The organism is Kitasatospora sp. NPDC023385 (assembly GCF_055664045.1).
Genome location: NZ_JBVOOL010000036.1, coordinates 1 through 22,387 on the forward strand (window position 1 = coordinate 1; position 22,387 = coordinate 22,387).

15 protein-coding genes are annotated in these 22,387 nt (G+C 74.2%); 9 read left to right on the plus strand and 6 right to left on the minus strand.

Going from position 1 to position 22,387, the window contains the following annotated elements; all coding sequences use genetic code 11:
• Nucleotides 1-572: 572 nt before the first annotated feature.
• Nucleotides 573-1,007: a VIT1/CCC1 transporter family protein gene (locus AC0B61_RS33070; protein ID WP_471745632.1), complete on the plus strand. Its 435-nt coding sequence runs from the start codon at nt 573-575 to the stop codon at nt 1,005-1,007.
• Nucleotides 1,008-1,407: 400 nt separating this feature from the next.
• On the opposite strand, the gene AC0B61_RS33075 is transcribed toward AC0B61_RS33070, so the two are convergent.
• The 3 genes from AC0B61_RS33075 to AC0B61_RS33085 all read right to left on the minus strand — a co-directional run bounded on the left by AC0B61_RS33075 (nt 1,408) and on the right by AC0B61_RS33085 (nt 5,263).
• Entirely contained in the window at nt 1,408-1,938 is a 531-nt protein-coding gene (locus tag AC0B61_RS33075; protein WP_471745563.1) for a flavin reductase family protein, read from the minus strand.
• Nucleotides 1,935-4,022: a tetratricopeptide repeat protein gene (locus tag AC0B61_RS33080; RefSeq protein WP_471745565.1), complete on the minus strand. Its 2,088-nt coding sequence runs from the start codon at nt 4,020-4,022 to the stop codon at nt 1,935-1,937. The genes AC0B61_RS33075 and AC0B61_RS33080 overlap by 4 nt, the downstream gene beginning before the upstream one ends.
• Nucleotides 4,023-4,195: 173 nt before the next feature.
• A complete protein-coding gene (locus AC0B61_RS33085) occupies nt 4,196-5,263 on the minus strand; it encodes a hypothetical protein (RefSeq protein WP_471745567.1) in 1,068 nt (355 codons plus the stop codon).
• A gap of 974 nt (nt 5,264-6,237) precedes the next feature.
• On the opposite strand from AC0B61_RS33085, the gene AC0B61_RS33090 reads away from it, so the two are divergent.
• Both AC0B61_RS33090 and AC0B61_RS33095 read left to right on the plus strand, forming a co-directional pair.
• Nucleotides 6,238-6,696 (plus strand): RNA polymerase sigma factor, encoded by a 459-nt coding sequence (locus tag AC0B61_RS33090; RefSeq protein ID WP_471745569.1) that lies wholly within the window; start codon nt 6,238-6,240, stop codon nt 6,694-6,696.
• Nucleotides 6,693-7,145 carry a hypothetical protein gene (locus tag AC0B61_RS33095; RefSeq protein ID WP_471745571.1) on the plus strand — a complete coding sequence of 151 codons (453 nt, stop codon included), beginning with the start codon at nt 6,693-6,695 and terminating at the stop codon, nt 7,143-7,145. Before AC0B61_RS33090 ends, AC0B61_RS33095 begins: the two co-directional genes overlap by 4 nt.
• Before the next feature lie 4 nt (nt 7,146-7,149).
• On the opposite strand, the gene AC0B61_RS33100 is transcribed toward AC0B61_RS33095, so the two are convergent.
• Nucleotides 7,150-8,055, minus strand: coding sequence for an alpha/beta fold hydrolase (locus AC0B61_RS33100; protein WP_471745572.1), 906 nt, complete (start codon nt 8,053-8,055; stop codon nt 7,150-7,152).
• Between the two features lie 402 nt (nt 8,056-8,457).
• On the opposite strand from AC0B61_RS33100, the gene AC0B61_RS33105 reads away from it, so the two are divergent.
• From AC0B61_RS33105 to AC0B61_RS33130, 6 genes are all read left to right on the plus strand, one after another.
• Nucleotides 8,458-11,484 (plus strand): LodA/GoxA family CTQ-dependent oxidase, encoded by a 3,027-nt coding sequence (locus tag AC0B61_RS33105; protein ID WP_471745573.1) that lies wholly within the window; start codon nt 8,458-8,460, stop codon nt 11,482-11,484.
• On the plus strand, nt 11,481-12,590 hold the full coding sequence (locus tag AC0B61_RS33110) for a tryptophan 7-halogenase (protein WP_471745574.1): 1,110 nt from the start codon (nt 11,481-11,483) through the stop codon (nt 12,588-12,590). Before AC0B61_RS33105 ends, AC0B61_RS33110 begins: the two co-directional genes overlap by 4 nt.
• A 37-nt stretch (nt 12,591-12,627) precedes the next feature.
• Complete coding sequence (locus AC0B61_RS33115; RefSeq protein WP_471745576.1) at nt 12,628-14,541, plus strand: hypothetical protein; 1,914 nt, start codon at nt 12,628-12,630, stop codon at nt 14,539-14,541.
• 785 nt (nt 14,542-15,326) lie between these two features.
• Nucleotides 15,327-16,247, plus strand: coding sequence for an LAETG motif-containing sortase-dependent surface protein (locus AC0B61_RS33120; protein WP_471745578.1), 921 nt, complete (start codon nt 15,327-15,329; stop codon nt 16,245-16,247).
• A gap of 365 nt (nt 16,248-16,612) precedes the next feature.
• A complete protein-coding gene (locus AC0B61_RS33125) occupies nt 16,613-17,053 on the plus strand; it encodes a VOC family protein (RefSeq protein ID WP_471745580.1) in 441 nt (146 codons plus the stop codon).
• Nucleotides 17,054-17,285: 232 nt separating this feature from the next.
• A complete protein-coding gene (locus AC0B61_RS33130; protein ID WP_471745582.1) occupies nt 17,286-18,134 on the plus strand; it encodes a DUF1206 domain-containing protein in 849 nt (282 codons plus the stop codon).
• Between the two features lie 15 nt (nt 18,135-18,149).
• Here the strand turns inward: AC0B61_RS33130 and AC0B61_RS33135 are convergent, their stop codons facing one another.
• Together AC0B61_RS33135 and AC0B61_RS33140 are read right to left on the minus strand one after the other, a co-directional pair.
• Complete coding sequence (locus AC0B61_RS33135) at nt 18,150-19,790, minus strand: aminotransferase class V-fold PLP-dependent enzyme (protein WP_471745633.1); 1,641 nt, start codon at nt 19,788-19,790, stop codon at nt 18,150-18,152.
• Between the two features lie 297 nt (nt 19,791-20,087).
• On the minus strand, nt 20,088-22,298 hold the full coding sequence (locus tag AC0B61_RS33140) for an MMPL family transporter (protein WP_471745584.1): 2,211 nt from the start codon (nt 22,296-22,298) through the stop codon (nt 20,088-20,090).
• Nucleotides 22,299-22,387 lie beyond the last annotated feature (89 nt).

Sequence of the window (22,387 nt, forward strand, 5' to 3'; positions counted from 1 at the left end):
CCTCACAGCACACGACTACCGGGGCCGACCCTCCGCGGGCAGGCGAACGCTACTGCTTCACCCATCCGAGCGACATCACGGATTCAACTTCAGTACATCATCTGGCGAAACGAGCACGCCGCCGACGAACGCCTACGCGAAGTCGTCACCAGGGCAAACATTGCCTGATGCGGCACTAGCCGTTGCTCTTCGATCTTGGTGATCGTGAGTTCGAGGCTGCTGACTCGGTCGGGTGATCTTCCGGTCGGCTGGGCATGGAAGTGGGGCCTGCCGCACAGCTCGTGGGTGTCGAATCCAGCCGAGCAACAGGAGGCCCCTGGTGCCGCAGTCTTCCGTCTCCGTGACGTTGCCGTCCAACTCCGCACCCCTGTCGTGTGATTTCCTCGCTCACCGGTTCGAGAACGCCGGGGACCGGCCGCACAGGCGTCCGAGGTATCCCTCGGACATGACGGATGCGGAGTGGGCCGTCGTGCGGGACGCGATGCCCGTGCCCGCCTGGCTAGTGCTGCCCCGCAGAAGTCAGCTCCCAGGTCGACGTCGAAACCGCCGACCGCGCCAAGGAAGCCCGGGAGCTGGCCGAGGATCCCCAGGCTGAACTCGCCGAACTCACCGCCATCTACGAGGGCCGCGGCGTCCCCCGCGAGCTGGCCCGCCAGGTCGCCGAGGCCCTCCACGAGGCCGACCCGCTGCAGGCCCACCTGCGCGACGAACTCGGCCAGAGCGAACACACCGCCGCCAACCCGCTCCAGGCCGCCCTCGCCTCCGCCACCAGTTTCCTCGCCGGCGGACTCATCCCTTTCCTCGGTCTCCTCGCCCCTACGAGCACCGCACGACTGTGGCTGATCATCGCCGTCACCCTCTGCGGCCTCGCCCTGGCCGGCATCCTCGCCGCCCGCGCCGCCGGAACCACCGTCCTGCGCCCGACCATGCGCGTCGTCATCGGTGGCGGCCTCGCCATGGCCGTCACCGCCGCCGTCGGCCAACTCGCCGACGCCTCCGGCGTGTAACCCGCCGCCGGGAGCCTCGACGCCCCGGGCGGCGCCGGCTCGCTCCCTGCCGCACGGTCCCGAGCCTGGCGGGTCCGTCGAAATGCTGCTCCGGCAGGGGGGATGGTGTGGTCACGGGCGATCCGGGCGGCCCGCCGGTTGCAGGCCGAAGTGCACGAAGCCGAGCGCGGCCCGGGGCTCGCGGACGGAGAGCCGGCGCGTCCCGGTGTCCTCGGCGAACGCGCAACCGCCTCGCGGTAGGCGGCCTCGGCGGGCCCGTCGTCGCTGACTGCCTTCGGGGCCCCCGTGTGGTGTCCCCGCTCGGCCCGGTCCGATGAGGTCCGCACCTGGCACCGAAGCCTGCCCAGGGGCGCCCGGTACCCCGTCGGCGGCGGGTGGACGTCGCAGGTCAGGGCCCCTGTCAGGAGACGCCGGGGGCCGCGCCGCTCACCGTGCTCCGCGGCGGGGCCGCGGGGGCCGCCCGGAGCCGGCCGTCCAGGAAGAGCAGCGGCGGGCCCGGCTCCGACCGGTGGTCCAGCACGGTGCCGGTGAGGATCACGTGGTCCCCGGCCGTGATGACCCGCTCACGGCGGCAGACCAGGGTGGCGACGACCCCCTCCAGCAGCGGCACCCCGTACGGCCCCGGCAGTTGCCGCAGCCGCTCGAAGCGGTCGCCAGGCCCCGCGAACCGGACCGCCAGCTCGCGCTGGTCGGCGGCCAGCACGTGGACGGCGAAGTCCGTGCCCAGGGTGAAGGCCGCCCGGCCGGCGGAGGAGCGGTTCAGGCACCAGAGCACCAGCGGCGGGTCCAGCGACACCGAGGTGAAGGAGTTGACGGTCAGTCCGGCGGGCCGGCCGCGATGCCGGGTGGTGACGACCGCGACGCCGGTGGCGTAGCGGCCGAGCACCTCCCGCAGCGGCCGGTGCCGGGCGTCGCCGTCAGCCGCGCTCATCGCGCCGAGGCCGCCTTCCGGCGGCAGGCCTCCAGCGCCGAGGTGATGTCCTCGTCCTCGGGGGCCAGCGCGGAGGCCGCGCCGAGGTCCGCCAGCGCCTCGTCCCAGCGGCCGGTGTCCTGGTAGACGAAGGCCCGGTTGTAGCGCAGCGCCGGGTCGTCCGGTTCCAGTTCCACGGCGTGTGTCAGGTCGGCGAGCGCGGCGGGCAGGTTGCCGGTCTGGTAGGCGACGGTGGCCCGTCCGGAGAGCGCCGTGACCATGTCGGGGTCGGCCGCCACCGCCCGGTCGAAGGACTCCCGGGCCGCCCGGTACTCCTCCCGTTCGGCCTGCACCTGTCCGAGGACCGCGTGCAGGTAGGGGTTGTCCGGATCGGTGCGCAGCCCGGCCCGGGCGTCCTGCTCGGCCGCCGCCAGGTCGCCCGCCTCCAGGTGGATGCCGGCCCGGTTGACGTACGCGTCGACGAAGTCCGGCTCCAGCTCCAGGACGTAGCTGAAGTCCGCCAGCGCGCCCTCGGTGTCGCCCTCGCCCAGCAGCAGGTCTCCCCGGTTGTAGTAGATCTCCGGGAAGGGCGGCGAGAGCTCGATGGCCCGCCGGTAGTCGGCGGCGGCCTCCGCCGGGCGGCCGAGGCGGCGCAGGATGTTGCCGCGTTCCAGGTAGTGCTCGGCGTGGTTCGGGTCCTGCTCGATCACGACGGCGTAGTCGGCGAGCGCCTCGTCCAGGCGCCCGAGCGCGGAGTACACCCGGGCCCGGTTGTTCTTGAGCACCGACCTGTGCAGCCGGTGCTCGTCCGGGGTGAGCAGCTCGTCCAGGCTGGCCACGCACTCGTCCACCAGCCGGACGGCCTCGTTGAGGTCGCCGAGGTTGACCTCGACCAGCGCCTTGCCGTTCTTGTAGAACGCGCTCTGGAAGGCCCGCTCGCTTCGGTCCTCCAGCAGCGAGGCCGTGGCGATCGCCGAGTTGAGCCAGGACTTGGCCTTCCGCTCGTCGCGCTCCTCGGGCTCGTTGTGCCGGGTGTAGAGCATGGCCGTCGAGTAGGCCGCCGCCATGTGGACGGCCGGGCGGGTGGACACCAGCCGGGCCTCGTCGTACAGCGCCATCGCCTCGTGGGTGCGGGACAGGATGGAGAGCGCCAGGCCGAGCTCCAGCGCGGTGGCCCACCACTGCGCCTCCGACTCGCGGGGGTCGACCAGCGCCAGCCCGCGCCGCCCGTAGTCGACGGTGGCCTCGTAGAAGCCGATGCAGACGCAGTAGTCCTGGGCCGCGTACAGCGCCTTGACGCCCGCGCCGGCCGGATCGCCGCCGTGTTCCAGGTGGTACGGGATCGCGCCCAGGCGCAGCGACTGCTCGTCCAGCGCGGCCAGTTCGGCAGCCCGCCGGTCGTGCAGGGCGGCGCGGGCGCTCGCGTCCAGCGCCGCGTAGGCGGACCGCTGGGCGGGGACGTCGCTGGTGCAGTCGGAGGCGACGTACGCCCAGGCGTCGGCCGGCTGCGCCGGGTCCGGATCGGCGGCGACCGCGGTCACCGGCTCGGTGTGGGCGCGCAGTTCGGCCAGCAGTTGCTCGTCCGGCAGGGCGTCGCCCGCCGAGCAGAGGACGATCCGGAGCCGGGCCGGGTCGGTGCGGCGGACCAGGGCGGCCAGGAACTCCAGGTCGGTGTGCTCGGCCTGGTCGACGTTCTCCACCACCAGGGTGCGCGGTTCGGCCTCCGGCAGGCAGGTGTGCAGGAACTCGACCAGGCCGTGCGAGATCCGCCGGGTGCGCAGCCGGGCGTAGAACCTGGTCCGCTCGGCCGGGATCGCCATCGAGGTCAGCGTCTCCCGGGAGTTGGGCAGGATCGTGCTCAGCTCCGGTGCCACCGAGAGGAGTTCGATGTCGTAGCGGCGCACGGTGGCCGGATCCCAGCGCAGCGCGTCGGGTACCAGGGCGCGGGCCAGGGTGCCGGCGGCGGTGAACGGGCCGCGCAGGTTGCGGTGGGCGTCCACCGGTGGGAGCAGGGCGGCGGGCAGCTCCGGCGCGGCTGCCAGTGCGGCCCGGTCCGCCTGCAGGCCGCCGAGGATCCAGCGGTGGCGGGGAAGTGCGTCGTCCATGGGGTTCCTCCTCGGTGCGCCGACGGGGGCGCCGGCGTGGGCCGGCGGGTGGGCCGGCAGGGTGGCGCCGGGGCCGTGCGCGCTCGTCGGGCGGGTCGTCGGGCGGGTCGTCGAGTGGGGCGGCGGGTGCGGCCGGGCGGCGGTCGGGCCGGGCGGGTCGCCTCGGGCCGGCCCTAGGCGGCGGTCGGCCGCTCGCCGCGGCGGTACTGGCGGAGCGCCAGGACCCCGGCCAGCACCAGCTCGCCGAAGTTGAGCACCAGGAACAGGCAGACGTCGAGGATGTTCAGCGGCGACAGGTCCGCACCCAGCTTGTGCAGGGCGAGCCGGGTGACGCTGATCGCGGCCGGCACGACGGCGGTGACCAGCAGGACGGTCAGCACCGCGTACCCGGTGACCATCAGCCAGGAGTACCAGCGGGCGACGGCCGCGTCGCGCGGGTGCCAGTCGGCCTCGTCCACCAGCTTCTCGCGCCGCCCGAGCAGGGTGTTCACCCGGTTGGCCATCAGCTGGCGGGCGACGGTCTGCAGGTCGTTGCAGCCCAGCACGGTGGTGGCGAGGTAGTACAGGTCGGTGCGCAGGAAGAAGTAGAACTGCCAGGCGAAGCGCAGCACCACGCCGAAGGCCATCGACAGCAGGAGTTTGCCGATCAGTCCGCCGGCACCGCCCGCCGACCGCAGCGGAGCGGCCGCCAGGGTGAGCGCGGCGACCGCCAGGACGTCCAGCACCATGCCGGCGAGCATCGGCAGGTACCGCTTTCGGCGCGGCACCGCGACGAGTCCGTCCAGCGAGGTCACGAAAACCACGTAGTAGAACCGGCGACCGATTCGTAGGGTCGAGTTCAGCCCGAGTCGCCGCCCGGCGAGGGCGTGGAAGGCCTCGTGCAGCAGAATCCACGGCACCTGGCCGAGCACGATTCCGAGCGTGAGCAGAACAAGCGAGGAACGCGTGAAGAAAAGGTGCTGATAGGTCGGCACCAGACTGTGGTCCCGGACCATCGCGACCGCCCCGGCGCCGGTGAGAAGGGCGTAGCCCACCCAGGCGGCGGGGGAGAAAAGCGCGCGTCCGAGCCGCTGCCAGCGCACCGGCGCGACTTCGGCGGACTCCTCGCCGTCCTTCACCAGCAGCTCGAATTCCTCCAGCACTTCGAGGAATTCGAGAATGTCCACCTGGTCGCCGAACTGCTCGGCGTACCAGCGCGCCGACTCGTTCGGTGAATGGCCTTCTTCAAGGTGTTTGAGCAATGCTGCGCCATCCACCGGGAAAAGGCCGAAAGAATTGATGTCAGCTCGCCCGACGGTGACCTCGTCGCCCTCTTCGAGATAGGTCAACGGGTGAACTCGGAGCGGTTTGTCGAGATTCACAGAAGCCGGGTCCATCTCTTCCCCACGGTCGCCGGGTATCCTGGTGGCCGGCCCGGGGCTCGATGAGAGCGAGCCCCGGGCCGGCCTGCGGCGCCACCCGCGAACCGCCCGGTGGGTCACCGGACTTCAGATGGCGCTCACCGCACTGGTCAGGCCAGGACGGGGCCGGTGCCGCAGCAGTACGCGGAGGCGGCGGCCGAGGTCAGCCGGACGGTGCCGGCCTTGCGAACGGCGATCTTCTTCATGGCGTTCTCCTTCTCTCTTGCGCTTCACCGGCCACAGGGGAGGGCCGGTGCACCCGATTTCTCGGGAGCTCTTTATCCGCACAATGCGGCGGTTATCCGCACGGCGGTGGACGGCAGACGGGGAACGGAAAAGCAGTGACCAGGCTGCGCCGGCCACCCGACCGATCATTCACCCGACTGACGCCTCGACAGATTTGCATGGGCCTCAGACCGCTGTCAACGGGCCGAGCAACGCGCTCCTAAGATTGCACCGGCCGCCCCATTGATCATCTTTCTGGTGATGGCTGAAGGTCATTATTCACGCGCAGTCGGCCCATTTTCGTGACAATGGGTGGTAGCCCGTCGGATCTATTGGCAGGTGCTCGACAGGAATTACGCCGGTCGCGGCGACGGGCCGCGGCGGGGGTCGGCGGAGTCGCGGCGGAGTCGCGGCGGGTCATCGGGGTCGACCGGAGCTCCGGCCGGAAGGGATCCGGCCGCGGACGGTCGGCCGGTGGGGCCAGGACGGTAGGGTTCGGGGCGATGGACGGGTCGGGGGGAGAAGACCAGCCGCCGTGGGACGCCGCGGCCGCGCTGGTGCGGGCCGCGCGGACTGGGGACGTGCTGGCGATGGACGAACTGCTGACCTTGGTGAGGCCGTACGTGACCCGGCTGTGCCGGCCGATCGCCGTGTCGGACAGCGAGGACGCCGTCCAGGAGGCGCTGGTGGCGATCTTCCTGGGTGTGCGGGGGCTGCGTGATCCGCAGGCGTTCTACGGCTGGGCGCGCACGGTCACCGTGCGCGAGGCGGTGAGGGTGGCGCGGCGCACGGCCGTCGAGCGTGCCGTCGACCCGGATGACGTGGCCCGCCTGCGCGGCCTCGTCCCCCGTGGTGACGGCGAGCTGTCCGTAGAGGTGCGGGACGTGCTGGCGCGGATGCCGGTGGATCACCGCGCGGTGCTCGTGCTGCGCGAGCTGGAGGGGCTGGATGAACGAAGTGCCGCCGAGGTGCTGGGCATCGCGACGGGTACCGTCAAGTCCCGTCTGCATCGTGCCCGTTCGGCGTTCCGGAAGGCGTGGCAGCGGTGAGCGTTGACTGCGTGGCGCGGCTGCGGGTGATGGCCGCGGGACTGCACGCCGCGATGTACGCGGAGGAGCGATTGGACCTGCCGTACGAGGAGGTGTGGGCGGTCGCCGAGGACCTGGCGGGTGAGCTGCCGCACCTCGTGCCCTTCCTGCGCGAGTTCCGCGTCCCGCCGGGTGACGCCGAACGCAAGTGGGCCCGGGCGGTGGGGCCGCTGGGTGTCCGCGGCGCTTTCGAGGTGCGGCTGGCTCCCGGCTGGTGCCTGATGCAGTCGCGCCTCGTGGTGGGCGGCATGGCCGCCGCCCCGGAGGGCGACGGCACGCGCTTCGCGGTGCTCGGTGCGGCGCGTCCCGCCGTCCTCCGGCCGGTCCAGTCGGTCTACGGCCGACTGCTCGGGGCCCGCCGCGGGCAGGCGTTCGTCCGCAGGGTCGCGCTCCGGGCGGCCGCCCGTTAGGGCTTCAGCGGCCCGTCGCGAACAGCTCCTTCATCGCCGCGGCCACCGCGTGGGGGGCCTCCCGGGGCAGGAAGTGGCCGGTGCCGGGCACGATGCGCACGGCGAGGTCGTCCGCATGGCCCTCGCCGCCGGCCAGCATGGACGGGGGGATCACGTTGTCCCGCTCACCGCCCAGAAGCACGGTCGGCACGGTGAGCCGATGCCCGCGCCACGCGCCGCGCAGCAGCGCCGGGATGTCCCGGACGACGTACTGCCAGAACATGGCCTGCCCGGCGTGCGCGCCTTCGCGGGCGGCGGCGGTGTACTCGGCCACTTCGTCGGCCTGCCAGACCGACGGGTCGGCGACTTGATGGCGCAGCAGGAAGCGGGTGAACGCCGGCCACCGGCGCAGCACGGCCTTGCCGATCACCGGGTACTCGAGGAAGGCGGTGTACCACTGCCGCCACAGGTTCGGCAGGATCGCCCGGTGCCGGGCCCACGGGTGGGCCATGTTGAGCGCCAGGTAGCCGCTGAACCGCTCCGGTGCCCGCAGGCACAGCCGGAAGCCCACGTGGGCGCCCCAGTCGTGCCCGACCAGGCCCACCCGGTCGAGGCCGAGAGCGTCCATCAGCGCGAGCACGTCGTCCGACAGGCTTTCGATGTCGTAGCCGCGCCTGGTCTGCTCCGACCAGCCGAAGCCCCGCAGGTCCGGGCAGATCAGCCGGTGTCCGGCGGCTGTCAGGACGGCGACCCGGTGCCAGGCGAACCAGTGCTGCGGGAAGCCGTGCACCAGCAGGACCGGCGTGCCGGTGCCGTACTCGGCCATGTGCAGCCTGGCGCCGCGCACCTCCAGCCATCGGTGCTCCGCCCCCTCGGCGGCCGGGAGGGGTCTGGGGGCGGCGTGCCCGCCCCTGGTCGGGTTCGGTGCCATGGAAAACGCCTTTCGCCTTCGGCGGGTCTCTGGTGGAACCGCATCGGCGGGTCAGGAGGAGCGGCCGGGCCGAAACGTTCCTCCGACTTCTCCGACTTCTCCGACTCCCCCGACTCCCCCGACTCCGCCTCGGCTCCGTCCCGCCCGTTCGGTGAGGGCGTCCCTCACCGAACGGCCCCGGCCACCCGTGACCATGCGGCCCGGCCCCGGGCCAGTGCTGCTGGCCGATTGGAGTGAGCGGCCCCGCGCCGGGCCGGGTGCCTGCTCGTTTCGGGCGTAGTTCACCGCGCCGCCCGTCGAAGCTCTGGGCACGCTGGCCCAGGGCCCCGGAAAGCCAAGCCCGGCGTCGACCGCAGCGGTCCGCCGCCCCGGGGCCCGTCACCGCACCGACGGGAGCGCAGCATGACCAGGACCCCCGAACCCCTCGACGACGCCGCCGGGCCACCGCCCCTGCCGGGCTGCGCCGAGGACGCGGCCGGCGCCCTGAAGCAGATGTTCGTGGACCTGACCCAGGGCGTCCGGATGGCCCGCGGCCAGGATCCGGTCAAGCGGCCGGTGTTCCTCAAGCCGCACGGCGTCGCCCGCGGCACGCTCACCGTCGCCGACGACCTGCCCGCGGAGCTGCGCGTCGGGTTCCTGGAGGCCGCCCGCACCCGGCCGGGCGGCCTGGACGCCTGGGTACGGTTCTCCAGCGACACCGTGCCCGGCAGCCCGGATCTGAAGACCACCCTCGGGCTCGGCATCAAGCTGTTCGACGTGCCCGGCCCCAAGCTGCTGGAGGGCCACCCGGAGGCCGGCACCCAGGACCTGCTGCTGCAGAACCACGACGTCTTCTTCGTCGACACCGCCCAGGACATGTGCGAGTTCACCAAGGCCGGTGTCGTCGACGGGAGTTACGACCGGTACCTGGAGGCCCACCCGGTCACCGCCCGGATCCTCGACGAGATGGCCACGTTCGAGGCGAGCGCGCTGACCGCCGTCTACTGGGGCGTGCTCCCGTACGCCTTCGGGCCCGACCGCTTCGTCAAGTACAAGCTGGTGTCCGCCGGTTGCGCGCCCGCCGATCCGGACGCGACGCCGCCCGACGAGGACCCGGGCTACCTCGCCGCCGACCTGGCCCACCGGCTCGCGGCCGGACCGGCCGCCTTCGACCTGCTGCTCCAGTTCCGCACCGACGACGCGGCGATGCCGCTGGACATGGCGACGGTGCGCTGGGAGGAGTCCGTGAGCCCGCCGGTGAAGGTGGCCCGGCTGACCCTCCAGCAGCAGGACGTCACCGCCCGCGGCCAGGCCGCGTACGGCGAGAACCTCTCCCTCAACCCCTGGCACGGCCTCGCCGAGCACCGCCCGATCGGCAGCATCTCCGACGTGCGCCGCACGGTCTACCTGGCCTCGGCCGAGCAGCGCCGCGACGTCAACGGCGTCCCGACGGCCGAGCCCGGCCCGGCCCGGCCCCAGCTCACCCCGCCGCCGGCCCGCGACACCCGGATCGTGCGGGCCGCCGTGCACCCGGCGATCGGCGTGGCCCGGGTCGGCGACAGCGCGATGGACGGCTTCGTGCTCGCCCCCGAGGTCGACGACCCGCCGCCGCTGCCCCTCGGCAGCTACAAGGACGTCACCGGCGCCCTGAAGCGCCAGGCGGTCCGGTTCCGGGTGTACGGCTACAACGCCGCCGGCGAGCCGGTCGCCGAACTGACCGCCGACAACGCCGACCTGCGGTGGAAGGTGCACGTCGTCAACTCCAAGGCCGCCTGGTACCAGTTCCAGATCGCCCTGGACATCCCGGAGGCGCCCCAGGCCGACCCCAGCAACCTGCGCAACGCCACCGTCCCGGCCGACCAGCGCAAGGACCTCCTGGTCATCGACCCCGGCCCCCGGTGGGTGCGCGGCCGCAACCGCTCCGGCCGGCCCGAGTACGCCTTCGACACCGGCACCTTCATGGGCAGACCCGTCTACCTCGGCGAGCTGCGCACCGACGACAGCGGCCGGCTCGTCTTCCTCGGCGGCCACGGCCTCTCCGCCTCCGCGAGCGGCGAGCCCGCCGGCACCTTCGCCAACAACGACGGCTGGCACGACGACGTCTCGGACGGTCCGGTCACCGCCGAGGTGAGCATCGACGGCCGCCCGGTCCCCGTCGAACCGGCCTGGGTGGTCACCGCCCCGCCCAACTACGCGCCCGAGCTCACCTCGGTGCGCACCATGTACGACCTTGTCCGGGACGCCTTCGTCACCGAGGGGCGCCTCCCCGAGCCGGCGGAGGTCTCCTTCACCCGGGACGTGCTGCCGGTGCTGCGGGCCCTGTGCGGCCTGCAGTGGGTCAACCGGGGCCTGGCCGTCCAGTTCGGCTTCGACGGGCGCGAGGACCTGCTCGCCCGGCTCGAGGACCTGGCGGACCCCTCCCCGGTACAGCGGGAGCTGCGCCGCCAGACCTGGCTGGCGGTCCGGAACTACGACCGCGACGGCATGTCCCCGGCGCCCTGGCCGGCGGTCTACGGCGACGCGATGAACGTCCCGCCGCAGTCCGTGCGGCAGCATGTGACGCTCTCCGCGCTGCAGTACCGGCTGCTCCAGCGCTGGGCCGACGGGGCCTTCGTCAACGACTACGACCCGCACGCGACGCCACCCGCCTCCCTGGACGACGTCCCGTTCGCCGACCGGCCCGCCACCCTCGACCGGGCCGCCCTGTCCTTCTGCCTCGCCGACGCCTTCCACCCCGGCTGCGAACTCACCTGGCCGATGCGGCACACCACGATGTACAGCGCCCCGTTCCGGATCCGCCCCCGTGCCGAGGGCGAACCCGCGCCCTCCTACGGCCCGACGCTCACCCCGGAGCTCGCGCTCTCCTTCGACGGCCCGCTGTACGCCCAGGCACCGGGCGACCTGACCCGGTGGATGGCGGTGCCCTGGCAGACCGACACCGCCAGCTGCCGGGCCGGCTACGAGTACGGCTCCGGCCTCGGCCCGTACGACCCCTACCTGCCCACCTTCTGGCCCGCGCGGGTGCCCAACCACGTGCTGGCGGAGGAGGACTACGAGGTGGTGCTCGACACCTCGCGGCCGCTCGCGGAGCGCCTGGCCGCGTTCGGGAAGCGCCGCGCCTGGCTGCGCTGGCTTCCCGCGCCGTACCTGGCCAACATCAACGCGATGGTGCGGGACTTCGGCAGGCTCGGGGTGGTCGAGCGCCGCCCCGGCCCCACCGACGACCCCCGGCTGCCGGCGGAGGTCCTGGTGGAGTCCGAGGTGAGCTTCCCGCGCGAGCCCGCCCCGCCGGCCGGGCGCAACCTGGTCACCGTGCACGTGGACGCCGGCGCCGACCCGGTGCTCGGCGCGGCCGCCCTGGCGAGCGCGGTCACCCTGGCGGAGGCGCCGGACGAGGAGGTCTCGGTCGGGTTCATCGACAAGGTCAAGCGGCTGCGGCCCGGCCGGTGACGGCCCCGCCGCCGGTGTTCGACGCGGTGGTGGCCGGCGGCGGCCCGGCGGGCGCCGTCGCGGCGCTCGTCCTGGCCCGGGCCGGGCACCGGGTGCGGCTGCTGGACGACGGCGGGCCCGGCTGGGACGGCTTCAAGATCGGGGAGTTCCTGCCGCCCGCCGCCCGGCCGCTGCTGGCGGATCTCCGGCTGCTGGACAAGTTCCTGGCGTCGGGTCACCCGGCGTCCACCGGGACGTACGCCGCCTGGGGCTCGGCGCGGCTGCACGGGCGCAGCCACCTGTTCGACCCCTACGGGCCCGGCTGGCACCTCGACCGGCTGCGGTTCGACGCCTTCCTGCGGGAGGCGGCCGTCGCGGCGGGCGCCGACCTGCGGCGGGCCCGGGTGCTGGACCGGGCCGCGGACGGCCGGCTGGTCGTCCGCGAGCGGGGTCGCGTGACGGAGCTGGCCGCCCGCTGGACGGTCGACGCGACGGGTCGACGCTGCGTCATCGGCCGCCGCAGCGGGCGCCGGCGGCGGCAGGACCGGCTGGTCGCCGCGTACGCGGTGTTCCCGGGCGGTGATCCCGAGGCCCGGACGCTGGTGGAGGCGACGGCGGACGGCTGGTGGTACACCACCCCGGTCCCGGCGGGGCGCCTGGTGGCCCACCTGACCGACACCGACCTGGCCGACCCGGCGCTGCGCACCCCGCAGGGCTTCCGGGCGGCGCTCGGCCGTACCGACCACGTGCGGCGACGGGTGGTCGAGGGCGGTCCCGGGTCGACTCCCGTACCGCGCTGGGCTCCCGCCCACGGGCTGCGGCTGACGCCGTCGGCCGGGCCGGGCTGGGTGGCGACCGGAGACGCCGCCCTCGCCTTCGACCCGCTGTCCTCCCAGGGCATCCTGACGGCCCTGCACACCGGCGCCCGGGCGGGCCGCGCGGTGGCCGGGTGCCTCGCCGACGAGCGGCGGACGGAGACCGTGCTCGCCGACTACGCAGCGTTCCTGGACGGGATCACGGACGCCTACCGACGTAACCATGAGTATGCGTACGACGAGGAACGGCGTTGGCCGGCAAGCCCGTTCTGGGCACGGCGACGGGGCGCGGCCGATCCGGGCCGGGCATAGCCTGAAAGAGCCGGAACGTTCGTCCGAGGAGTGCGCCATGACTACTCCAACGGTCGCCGTGCTGGATGCCGTGGAGGTCACCCAGTCCATTCAGGACCTCCAGCACAGCGTCACCTTGATCGCCGGAAAGGCCACCGTCATCCGCGCCTACGTGAACGGCGCGAGCGGCCCGGCCACCGGCGTGACCGGCACCGTGACCCTGCTCCGGTCGCCCAACGACCCCCCGGTCTCCGTCACCTCGACCAACACCGTCGCCCTCGACCCGAGCGCGCCCCAGGACGTGCCCACGCGCCGGGCCGACGCCACCCTGAGCCTCAACTTCGTCGTACCGCCCGCGCTGACGGACGTCGGCGGGCTCAACGTGAGCGCCGTCTCCCTGACCGACACCCTGACCGGCGCCGACGTCCCGTTCAAAGGCTCCGTCGGGGGACCCGCCGTCTGGTTCCACCCGACCCCGCCGCTGCGCGTGCGGGTCCTGGGGCTGCGCTACCGGATGGGGAACCCGCCGCTCACGTACGCGCCCCGCGACATCGACCACGCCTTCCTGATCAGCTGGCTCAAGCGCGCCTACCCGGTCGCCGAAGTCATCGAGGCGCCGCACGCGACCATCGACGCCACCGCCACCCCGCCCTTCCAGTGCACCGACACCAACGCCCAGCTCGCCGCCATCCGCGCGCTCGACATCAGCGCGGGGGGCGACCGCCGCACCCACTACATCGGGCAGGTCGCCGACGGCGGGTTCTTCCTGCGCGGCTGCGCCTCCGGCGTGCCGCAGACACCCGACCCGACCACCGTCGCCTCCTCGCCCTGCGGCGCGGGGACCTGGAACTGGGACTTCGACGGCTCCTACGCCGACTGGTACGGCGGCCACGAGCTCGGCCACACCTACGGCCGCAAGCACCCCGGGTTCTGCAGCGAGTCGAAGGACGACCTGCAGGACTACCCCTTCCGGAACGGACAGCTGGCCGACGACGCGGACAGCTTCGTCGGGTTCGACGTGGGCGACCCGCAACTGAACCTGCCGATGGCCGCCAAGCCGGGCGTCGACTGGCACGACGTGATGACCTACTGCAATTACCAGTGGCCGTGCAGCTACACGTACGAGGGCATCCGGCAGCGGCTCGCCGACGAGGACGCCCTCACCGCCGGCGCCCCGGCACCGGGGGGCGCCCCCGTGGCGGCGCCCGCCGGCAGGGTGGCCCGTGAACTGAGGGTCACCAGCGTCACCGCCGGCGGCCGCCCCGACGAGCGGTTCCCGGAACTCTCGGTGACCACCGCGCCGGCCCCGGCGCCCCCCGTGACGATGGAGGCCGGGCCGGGCGGCGGACCACTCGTCAGCATCGTCGGGACGGTCGACCTCACCAACCGCGACGGCGCGATCCGGTTCGTCAACCCCGTCCGGGCCGCCGCCGGGCCCCCCGCCCAACCGGGCACGGCCACGTCCGGTGCCGCCCCGAACGGAGAGGTCCCGGTGGTCCTGCGGGTCCAGCAGACCGGAGGCGGGGCGCCGACCGACTTCCCGGTCACGGTGAAACTCACCTCGGACCCGGCGCCGGGCCAGGAGAAGACCGGCCTGATCGACGCGGTCGTGCCGATCGGCAGCGACCCGGCGTCAGTCGAACTCCTCGTCGGCGGCCAGGTGGTGGACACCTTCCGCCCGGCCGACCCGCCACCGGCGTTGCGCGGCGCGCGCCAGTCCACGGCCGGAGGAGGCCGGCTCAGCCTGGACCTGGACTTCGGCTCAGCGCCCCCGACGGACGGCCAGACCTTCGCCACCCAGGTGAGCACGGACGGAGGGCAGACCTGGCAGACGGTCGGGGTCGGGCTGAAAGACCCCGTGATCACCGTGGACAGGAGTCAGTTCCCGCCCGGAACGGAAGTCCGGGTGCGGGTGATCGCCACCAACGGCTTCACCAATACGACATCGGACATCGAGAGCTTCCGGGTCTGAGGACGACACGATGCGCCGAGGGGGAGCGGTGCTGAGCCGCGCCGAACATCAAGCGGCAGCTGCCTGCTGAGGACCGCAGCGCTGAGGACCGCGGCACGGTCTTCCTCGGCTGCGGCCGAAAGGCGCCGAGGAAGACCCCGCCACCGCTTCGGTCCGCCCGCACGGGCGGACCGACCGAGTACCCGGGCCACCCAGCCGTCGAGCCGGGCGCCGAACTCCCGGGCGGTGGCGGTACCCGAGGCCGGGAGGGCACGAGCGTCGTCCGTGCCGGCGACGTGGTCGACACCGGCCCAGCCACCACGGAACAGCACAGGCCCCGGGACGGCCGCTCGGCGAACGGCAGCGCCGATGTCAGCGGGACCGGTCGGCCTCCGGCGGGAACGGGCGGCCACGGCAGCTCGCGCGGCCCGACAGCGACCGAAGCGACCGAAGCGACCGAAGACCGAAGGGACCGGGACGGCCGACGCAGCGGCGACGGCGCGGCCCGGGGTGGGCTGCTCGACGGCCGCACCGCCCCGACCCACCTCCACCCCCACCCCGACCCGGACGGCGCGGTCGGGCAGTTACGCCACGGCGTCGACCGGCGCGGAGGCGGTCCGCAGGTGCGCGACCACCCCGCTCACGGCCGCCCGATCCTCCGGACAGGCGGGGAGGGGGCTCGGGACTGTGGGGCCATCAGGTACGGTCACGGCTTCAGGTCCGCTCGGTTCCGGTGACGGTCCGTCCCGACCGCCACCGGAAGAGCGGGCCCCACCCGAACCGTGTCCACCCTAGGGAGCTTCCCTGTGCACCAACTCCTGCGCCGGAGCCTTCCGGCCCTCACCGCCCTCGGCATAGCCGTCGGCGCCCCGCTGCTGACCGCCGGCACCGCCCAGGCCCGTGCCGAGCACGGGTGCGGCGCCGTCGGCGTCCAGTTCTCCGTCGACGGCGGCAAGGACTGGACCACCGACGGCCGGATGTCCCAGCCGCACGGCGTCATCCAGGTCCGCCTGGTCGGCGACGTCGCGGACGGCTGCGACTACCGGGTCTCGCTGGCCTCCTACGACACCGAGGGGCCGACCTGGGCCACCTCGGGCAAGCAGACCTTCCTCGGCTGGGCGACCACCACGCTGCGCAGCGGGAACCGCCAGGCGACCCTGGACGTCTCCGCCCACCTGCCGAAGTGCTACGGCCAGATCGACCTGTACAACGGCGACAAGAAGTTCGACGGGGTCGCCAACCCCGCGCCGAGGTACCCGGACAGCGTCTTCCCGGACAACCTGATCTCGGCCTGGAACGGCGGCAAGGCCTGCGTGCCGACCCCGACCGGCACGCCGACCGTCCCGGTGCCGACCTCCCCGGCGTCGCCCGCGGCCACCGCGACCCCGCACCCGACCGGGACGCCCACCGCCACGACGACGCCTTCGCCCACCGCCACCGCGACGGCCACCGCCTCGCCCTCCGCCACCGCCAAGCCGTCGGCGCCGGCCACCACGGGCACGCCGTCGACCGCCCCGGCGGTGCCGGCGCCGTCCGCCCCGGCGGACACGACCGGCCCGGTCGGCAAGCCGACCGCCAACCCGGTCTCGACCACGCCGGCGAACACCCTGGCCAGCACGGGTGGCAACAGCAGCCAGATGATCGTCTACGGCGCCGGTGGGGCCGCGCTGCTCGCCGTCGGCGGGGGCGCGCTGGTGATCGCCCGCCGTCGGGGCGCCCGCAGCTGACGCGGCACCGCTGAGGTACCCAGGACGCCCGCGGTCCGCGGACCGCGGGCGTCCGTCGTCCGTTCACCCCCGGCCGGGCCCGGCCTCGGCGAAGCCGAAGGTGTCGCGCGCCGACCGGTCGGGTGCCGGCCTGGGGCGCGCGGCCTTCGCCGGGGCGCCCTCTGCGAAGCTTCGAGGAAGCATCGAAGGGCTGGGACGGCACGGCGGTGGAGCCTGGCCCCCGAGCCTGCCGGACCGGTTCTCAGGCGCGATCCAGGCCTTCTCGGAGTTCGGCGGGTCGGCGGATGTCGAGAAGCTGCCACCGGCTCCGTCCCGGGGACGTCAGCGGCCGCCACCGGCCGCACGAGGAAGAAGGAGAAACCGGCATGGCGGTTCAGCGGATGGACAACGTCGGGATCGTCGTCGAGGACATGGACGCCGCCATCGCGTTCTTCGTGGAACTCGGCATGGAGCTGGAGGGCAGGTCGGAGGTCGAGGGCCTCTTCGCCGACCGGTGCACCGGACTCGACGGCGTCCGCTGCGACATCGCGATGCTCCGGACCCCGGACGGTCACGGCCGGCTCGAGTTGGCGAAGTACCGCAGCCCTGCGGTGATCAGCGCCGGGCCGCGCAACCGGCCGCACAACGTTCCGGGCACGCACCGCGTCATGTTCGCCGTCGACGACATCGAGGACACCGTGGCCCGCCTGCGCCCTCACGGCGCCGAACTCCTCAGCGGGATCGCCCGGTTCGAGGACAGCTATCTGCTCTGCTACGTCCGCGGTCCGGAGGGCATCATCGTCGGGCTGGCGGAGCAACTGCGCTGAGCAGGCGGAACCGGAGCATGCCGCCGAACGGGACCATCGAGGGCCGTCTCCCGCGTGGTCGCGCGGCCCAGGCCTCCACGGAGCGCCGCCGGCGCGTACCGGCTCCACGGAGCCCCGCCTCCGGCAGCGGCCGGCGGCCGGTGCCCCCGCGGGTGCGTGCGCGGGGGCGGGGCGGGCAGACGGTGGGACACCCTGCGCGTCGCGCAGCGTCCGATTGTGAAGGAGGACCTCGGTGGCCCCCACTCATGCTCAGCTCCGCGGCGCGGGCGACGGTCGCCGCTCGACCGGCGCCGCCCGACGCCGCTCCCGGAAGGAGACGGTACGGACGGCGGGCCGGGCCGGCTTCGTCGCCCGCGGCGTCGTCTACACCCTGATCGGGGTGCTGGCCGTCCGCATCGCGTTCGGTCACGGTGGCGGCGACGCGGACCGGCAGGGCGCGCTGCGCCAGGTGGCCGCCCAGCCGTTCGGCGCAGCGATGCTCTGGGCCCTGGCGGTCGGGTTCGCCTGCATGGCGCTCTGGCGCGCCGCGCTGGCGATCGCCGGCCGCGGCGACGAGGGCAAGACCGGCAAGCGCGTCCTGAACGCCGGCCGCGCGCTCTTCTACGCCTCGGTCTGCTGGGGCACCGCCGCCTACGCGGCCGGCAACGGCACCGGCTCCGACAGCGACAGCGCCTCCCAGGACTGGACGGCGGCCGCGCTGCGCCTGCCGGCCGGCCGGATCCTGGTGGCGGTCGCGGGCCTGGTGGTGGTCGGCATCGGTGTCGGCATCGCGGTGAACGCGCTGCGTCGCCGGTTCCTGCGGCGACTGGACACCGCGGCGATGGGCCGGTCGGTCCGGACCGGTGTCACCGCCCTGGGGGTGGGCGGCAACCTCGCCCGGGGGGTGATCCTGGCCGGGGCCGGCGTGTTCGCCCTGGTGGCGGCGATCCACTTCGACCCGCACCGGGCCAAGGGGATGGACGACACCCTGCGCAGCTTCAGCCAGACCCCGGCCGGCCCGTGGCTGCTGGTCCTGGTGGCGCTCGGCCTGGTGCTGTTCGGCGGCTTCTCCTTCGCCTCGGTCCGCTGGCGCCGGTTCTGACGAGCCGAAGGGCCCTCAGGCCGGCGCGCACGGCCTGCGCCCGGCCGGAGCCGCCGGTGGTTCGAGGTTGGCGGGCAGCAGGGGGAACCAGCGCAGCGCCTCGAACGCGGCCGGCAGTCCGGTGGGCGTCTCGGTGGGCGGCTCGGGCAGCCGGGCCAGGAGGGTGCGGGCCTGCTCCAACTGCTCGTCGAGGACGGCGGACGGCAGCCCCGGCGGTGTCGCCGCCGGGGCCCGGCGCCCGGGCCGGCGGCGGAAGTCGGCCAGGGTGGGCCCCGGCTCCCCGGCGGGGTGGTCGCGGTGGCGCCACAGACCCGTCCGGGGGTCGAAGGCGTAGTCCGGCAGCAACCGGTGTCCGGCGGTGGCCACCAGCTCGACGGCGGTCAGGACGTACTCCCGGGCCTCGTCCGTGACGAAGTACGGGAAGCTCACCCGCGTCCATCCGGGTTTGACGCCCTCCAGGGACCGACCGCCGATCACCTCGCGGAAGGCGGCGGAGCGTTCGGCGGCGATGCCGAGGAGGCGGTGGCCGTACGGGCCGGCGCAGGAGCATCCGCCGCGGGCCTGGATGCCGAAGAGGTCGTTGAGCACGGCGGTGACGAAGTTGTGGTGCAGGTAGCGGTCGGGCCGTCGCCGGTCCCGGACCAGGAAGGACACGACGGGCAGGCGGGGGACGTCGGTGCGGCCCAGCAGGCGCAGCCCGGGGTGGCCGTCCCAACGGGCCCGCACCCGGGCCCACGCGGCCTCCTCCAGTTCCTGGATGAGCTCGGTGCCGACGTCCTCCTTGAGGGCGAACACCAGGCCGGCCCGGATCGACTCGACGATGGCGGGGGTGCCCCCCTCTTCGCGGGCGACCGCATCGGTGACGTAGTCGTGGTCGTGCGGGCCGACGTAGGCGACGGTGCCGCCGCCGGGCACCGAGGGGACCGGTCCGCGCAGCAGGTCCCGGTGGACGACCAGGACGCCCGGGGTCTGCGGGCCGCCGGCGAGCTTGTGGGGGGACAGGAAGACCGCGTCCTTGTGGTCGCCGCGGCCGGGGGCCGACTCGGCGACGCGGATCGGCAGGTAGGGCCCCGCGGTCGCGAAGTCCCAGCAGGCCAGGGCCCCGTAGGCGTGCAGGAGGCTCGATATGCGGTCGGTGTCGGCCAGTGTCCCGGTGACGTTGGAGGCTGCCGAGAAGCTGCCGATCCGAAGCGGGCGGTGGGCGTGGCGCAGCAGCTGGGTGCGCAGGTCGTCCTGGTCGGGGCGACCGTCCGTCCCCTCCCGGATCACCACGACGTCGGCGGTGGACTCCCGCCACGGCAGTTCGTTGGAGTGGTGCTCGTGGGGGCCGACGAAGACCACCGGGCGGTCGTGCTCCGGCAGGTGGGCGCCGTAGCGCCGGCTGCGGACGGAAGGGCTACGCAGGTCCAGCAGGGCCACCAGGCGGTCCACGGCGCCGGTGGTGCCGGAGCCGCAGAAGAGCACGGCGTGCTCGTCGCCGGCGCCGACGGCGCGGTGGATCAGTGCCCGGGCCTCCTCCCGGAGGCGACCGGTGCGAAGGCCGTTGCCGGAGCTCTCGGTGTGGGTGTTGGCGTAGCGCGGCAGGACGGCGTCCCGGAGGAAGTCCTCGACGAGGTCCAGCGGGCGGCCGGAGGCGGTGTGGTCGGCGTAGGTGATCCGGCGCGGGCCGTACGGGCCGTCCGTGGAGGACTTCTCCCTCGCCGATCAGTCCGGCGCGGATGCGGGCGAGGAGTTCGGCCGGCGCGGGAGCGGCTTCGGCGTCCGCCGCGGCGGGGTGCGCGGGGTCGGGCCGTACGGGGCCAGGGTCTTCCGGGCCGGGGTGTCCGGGGCTGGGGTGTCCCGGGTCGGTGTGTACGGGGTCGGGTCGTCCGGCGGGGTTCCGGGTGGAGGTGCTCATGGAAGGTCGTTGCCCTGGGTCGTGGGTGTGCGGAGGGGAGCCGGGTGCGGCGGAGGCTAGCGGATCCCGGCCGTGAGCGGGTTGTCTTCGGCGCCCGCCGAGGCGGGGTGTGCGGGGTGGCCGTCGCCCTCGATGTCGACGTGCGGCAGGAGGCGGTCGAGCCAGCCGGGCAGCCACCAGTTGGTGGCGCCGAGCAGGACCATGGTGGCGGGGACCAGCAGGCCGCGGACGACGGTCGCGTCCAGGGCGACGGCGGTCGCCAGGCCGATGCCGAACATCTTGACGACCGGGTCGTCGGAGAGCAGGTAGCTTGCGAAGACCGTGACCATGATCATGGCCGCCGAGCTGATGATCCGTCCGGTGGAGGCGAGCCCCGCCACCACCGCGCGGCGGTTGTCGCCCTTCTGGAGGTAGGCCTCGCGCACCGCGCTCAGCAGGAACACCTCGTAGTCCATCGAGAGGCCGAAGAGCACCGCGAACATCAGCAGCGGCACGTAGCCGGGGATCGGCACCGCGCCCTCCAGGCCGATCAGCCGAGCGCCCCAGCCGTGCTGGAAGACGGCGGTGAGCACGCCGTAGGCGGCGGCGACCGACACCAGGTTCATCACGGCCGCCTTCACCGCGACGATCGGCGAGCGGAAGGCGAGCAGCAGGAGCAGGCCCGCGACGGTCAGGACGAAGCCGACGACGAGGGGCATGCGCTCCGCGATCCGCGCGTTGAGGTCGGCCTGGGAGGCGGGGCCGCCGCCGACGTGCAGCACCTGGCCGCTTCCGGCGGTGGCGGCGGGCAGGACGTCGGAGCGGAGCCGGTGGACGAGTCCGGTGGTGGCGGGGTCGGAGGGAGCGGTGGCGGGGGTGACCTGCCACCTGACGGTGCGGCCGTCGGCGGCCGTCGCGGGCGGCCCGACGGCGGCCACACCGTCGGTGCCGCGCAGCGCGGCCGTCACGGCGCTCAGGCGCGGGTCGGCGCCCCCGGCGGCTTCCTGCGCCGGGGTGGGCAGGATGTCGACGACCTGGAGCACGCCGTTGGCTCCCGGGCCGAAGGCCGTGGCCATCCGGTCGTAGGCGGTGCGGCTCATGCTGCCGCTGGGCTTGCTGCCTGCGTCGAGCTGGCCGAGGTGGAGGTGGAGCGCCGGGGTGGCGAGGACCCCGAGCAGGGCGAGGCCGGCCAGCAGCAGGGGCCAGGGCCTGGCCGCGACGAGGGCGGCGATCCGCCCCCAGCCGCGCGGGCGTGCGGCCGGGGCGGCGGCGGAGGCCCTGGGGGTCAGTCGCCCGCCCAGCAGGACGAGGACCGCAGGCAGGAGGGTGAGGTTCACTCCCAGCGCCGTCACCACGGCGATCGCGGGGGCGAGGGCCAGGGCGTACAGCAGGGGGAGTCCGCCCAGGGCGAGGCCGGCGAGGGCGGCCACCACGGCGCTGCCGGCGAAGGCGACGGACTTGCCGGAGCCGGCCGTGGTGCGCACGGCCGCGTCCTCGATGCCGACCCCTGCGGCACGCAGTTCCCGGAAGCGGGTGAGTCCGAACAGGGTGTAGTTGATGCCGACGCCCAGACCGATCATGGCGGCGATGGTCTCGGCCGAGGGGGGCACGTCCATCAGGTGGCCGACCAGTCCGAGGACCGGCAGGGCGATGCCGAGGCCCACGACCCCGGCGAGCAGCGGGAGCCCGGCGGCGACGAGGCTGCCGAGGGTGAGGGTGAGAACCACCAGCGCGGCGCCGAGACCGAGGGCTTCGCTGCGGCCGGTGCTCCCCTTGTCGACCGCCGCGGCGAGGGAGCCGCCCGGGGTCACCTCGATGCCCGCGGCGGCGGCCGGGGCCGCTGCGGCCAGCACCGCGGAGGTGGTCCCGGGCGTCACTTCCCGCCCGGTGACGTCGAGTTCGACTGACAGGTAGGCGGTGTGGCCGTCGGCGCTCATGGCGGTTAGGCCGGCCGAGTCGTAGGGCGTGGTGACGGCGGCCACGTGCGGCACCGCGGCCATGGCTGCGGCCGCCTGGCGGACCGCCGCCGCGGGCTCGGCGGCGGTGAGGGGGGCCGCGGTGGCGGCGGTGTGCAGCAGGACCGGCTGCTTGCCGGAAGGCGGGCCGGGGAACGCGCGGTCGGCGATGTCCCGGGCGGCCTGGCTGTCGCTGCCGGGGAGGGAGACGGCCTCGCTGGTGACGCGGCCGAACATTCCGACGGCGGTGAGCGCGGCGGCCAGCAGCAGCAGCCAGGCCGCGACCACGCGCTTGGGCCGGTGGGCGCACCAGCGCCCGACACGAGTGAACATCTTGCGAGGACCGTCCTTCGTCGCTGTGGCGGGGTCACGGCGGGACCGCGCGGGCGGAACCGCCCAGGCGAGATCACGCAGGCGGGATC

What these genes read in the sequence shown, in the direction of transcription:
- AC0B61_RS33075 (WP_471745563.1), bottom strand. Translation starts at nt 1,938, where the DNA reads ATGAGCGCGGCTGACGGCGACGCCCGGCACCGGCCGCTGCGGGAGGTG.
- AC0B61_RS33080 (WP_471745565.1), bottom strand. Translation starts at nt 4,022, where the DNA reads ATGGACGACGCACTTCCCCGCCACCGCTGGATCCTCGGCGGCCTGCAG.
- AC0B61_RS33090 (WP_471745569.1), top strand. Translation starts at nt 6,238, where the DNA reads ATGGACGAACTGCTGACCTTGGTGAGGCCGTACGTGACCCGGCTGTGC.
- AC0B61_RS33100 (WP_471745572.1), bottom strand. Translation starts at nt 8,055, where the DNA reads ATGGCACCGAACCCGACCAGGGGCGGGCACGCCGCCCCCAGACCCCTC.
- AC0B61_RS33105 (WP_471745573.1), top strand. Translation starts at nt 8,458, where the DNA reads ATGACCAGGACCCCCGAACCCCTCGACGACGCCGCCGGGCCACCGCCC.
- AC0B61_RS33115 (WP_471745576.1), top strand. Translation starts at nt 12,628, where the DNA reads ATGACTACTCCAACGGTCGCCGTGCTGGATGCCGTGGAGGTCACCCAG.
- AC0B61_RS33125 (WP_471745580.1), top strand. Translation starts at nt 16,613, where the DNA reads ATGGCGGTTCAGCGGATGGACAACGTCGGGATCGTCGTCGAGGACATG.
- AC0B61_RS33140 (WP_471745584.1), bottom strand. Translation starts at nt 22,298, where the DNA reads ATGTTCACTCGTGTCGGGCGCTGGTGCGCCCACCGGCCCAAGCGCGTG.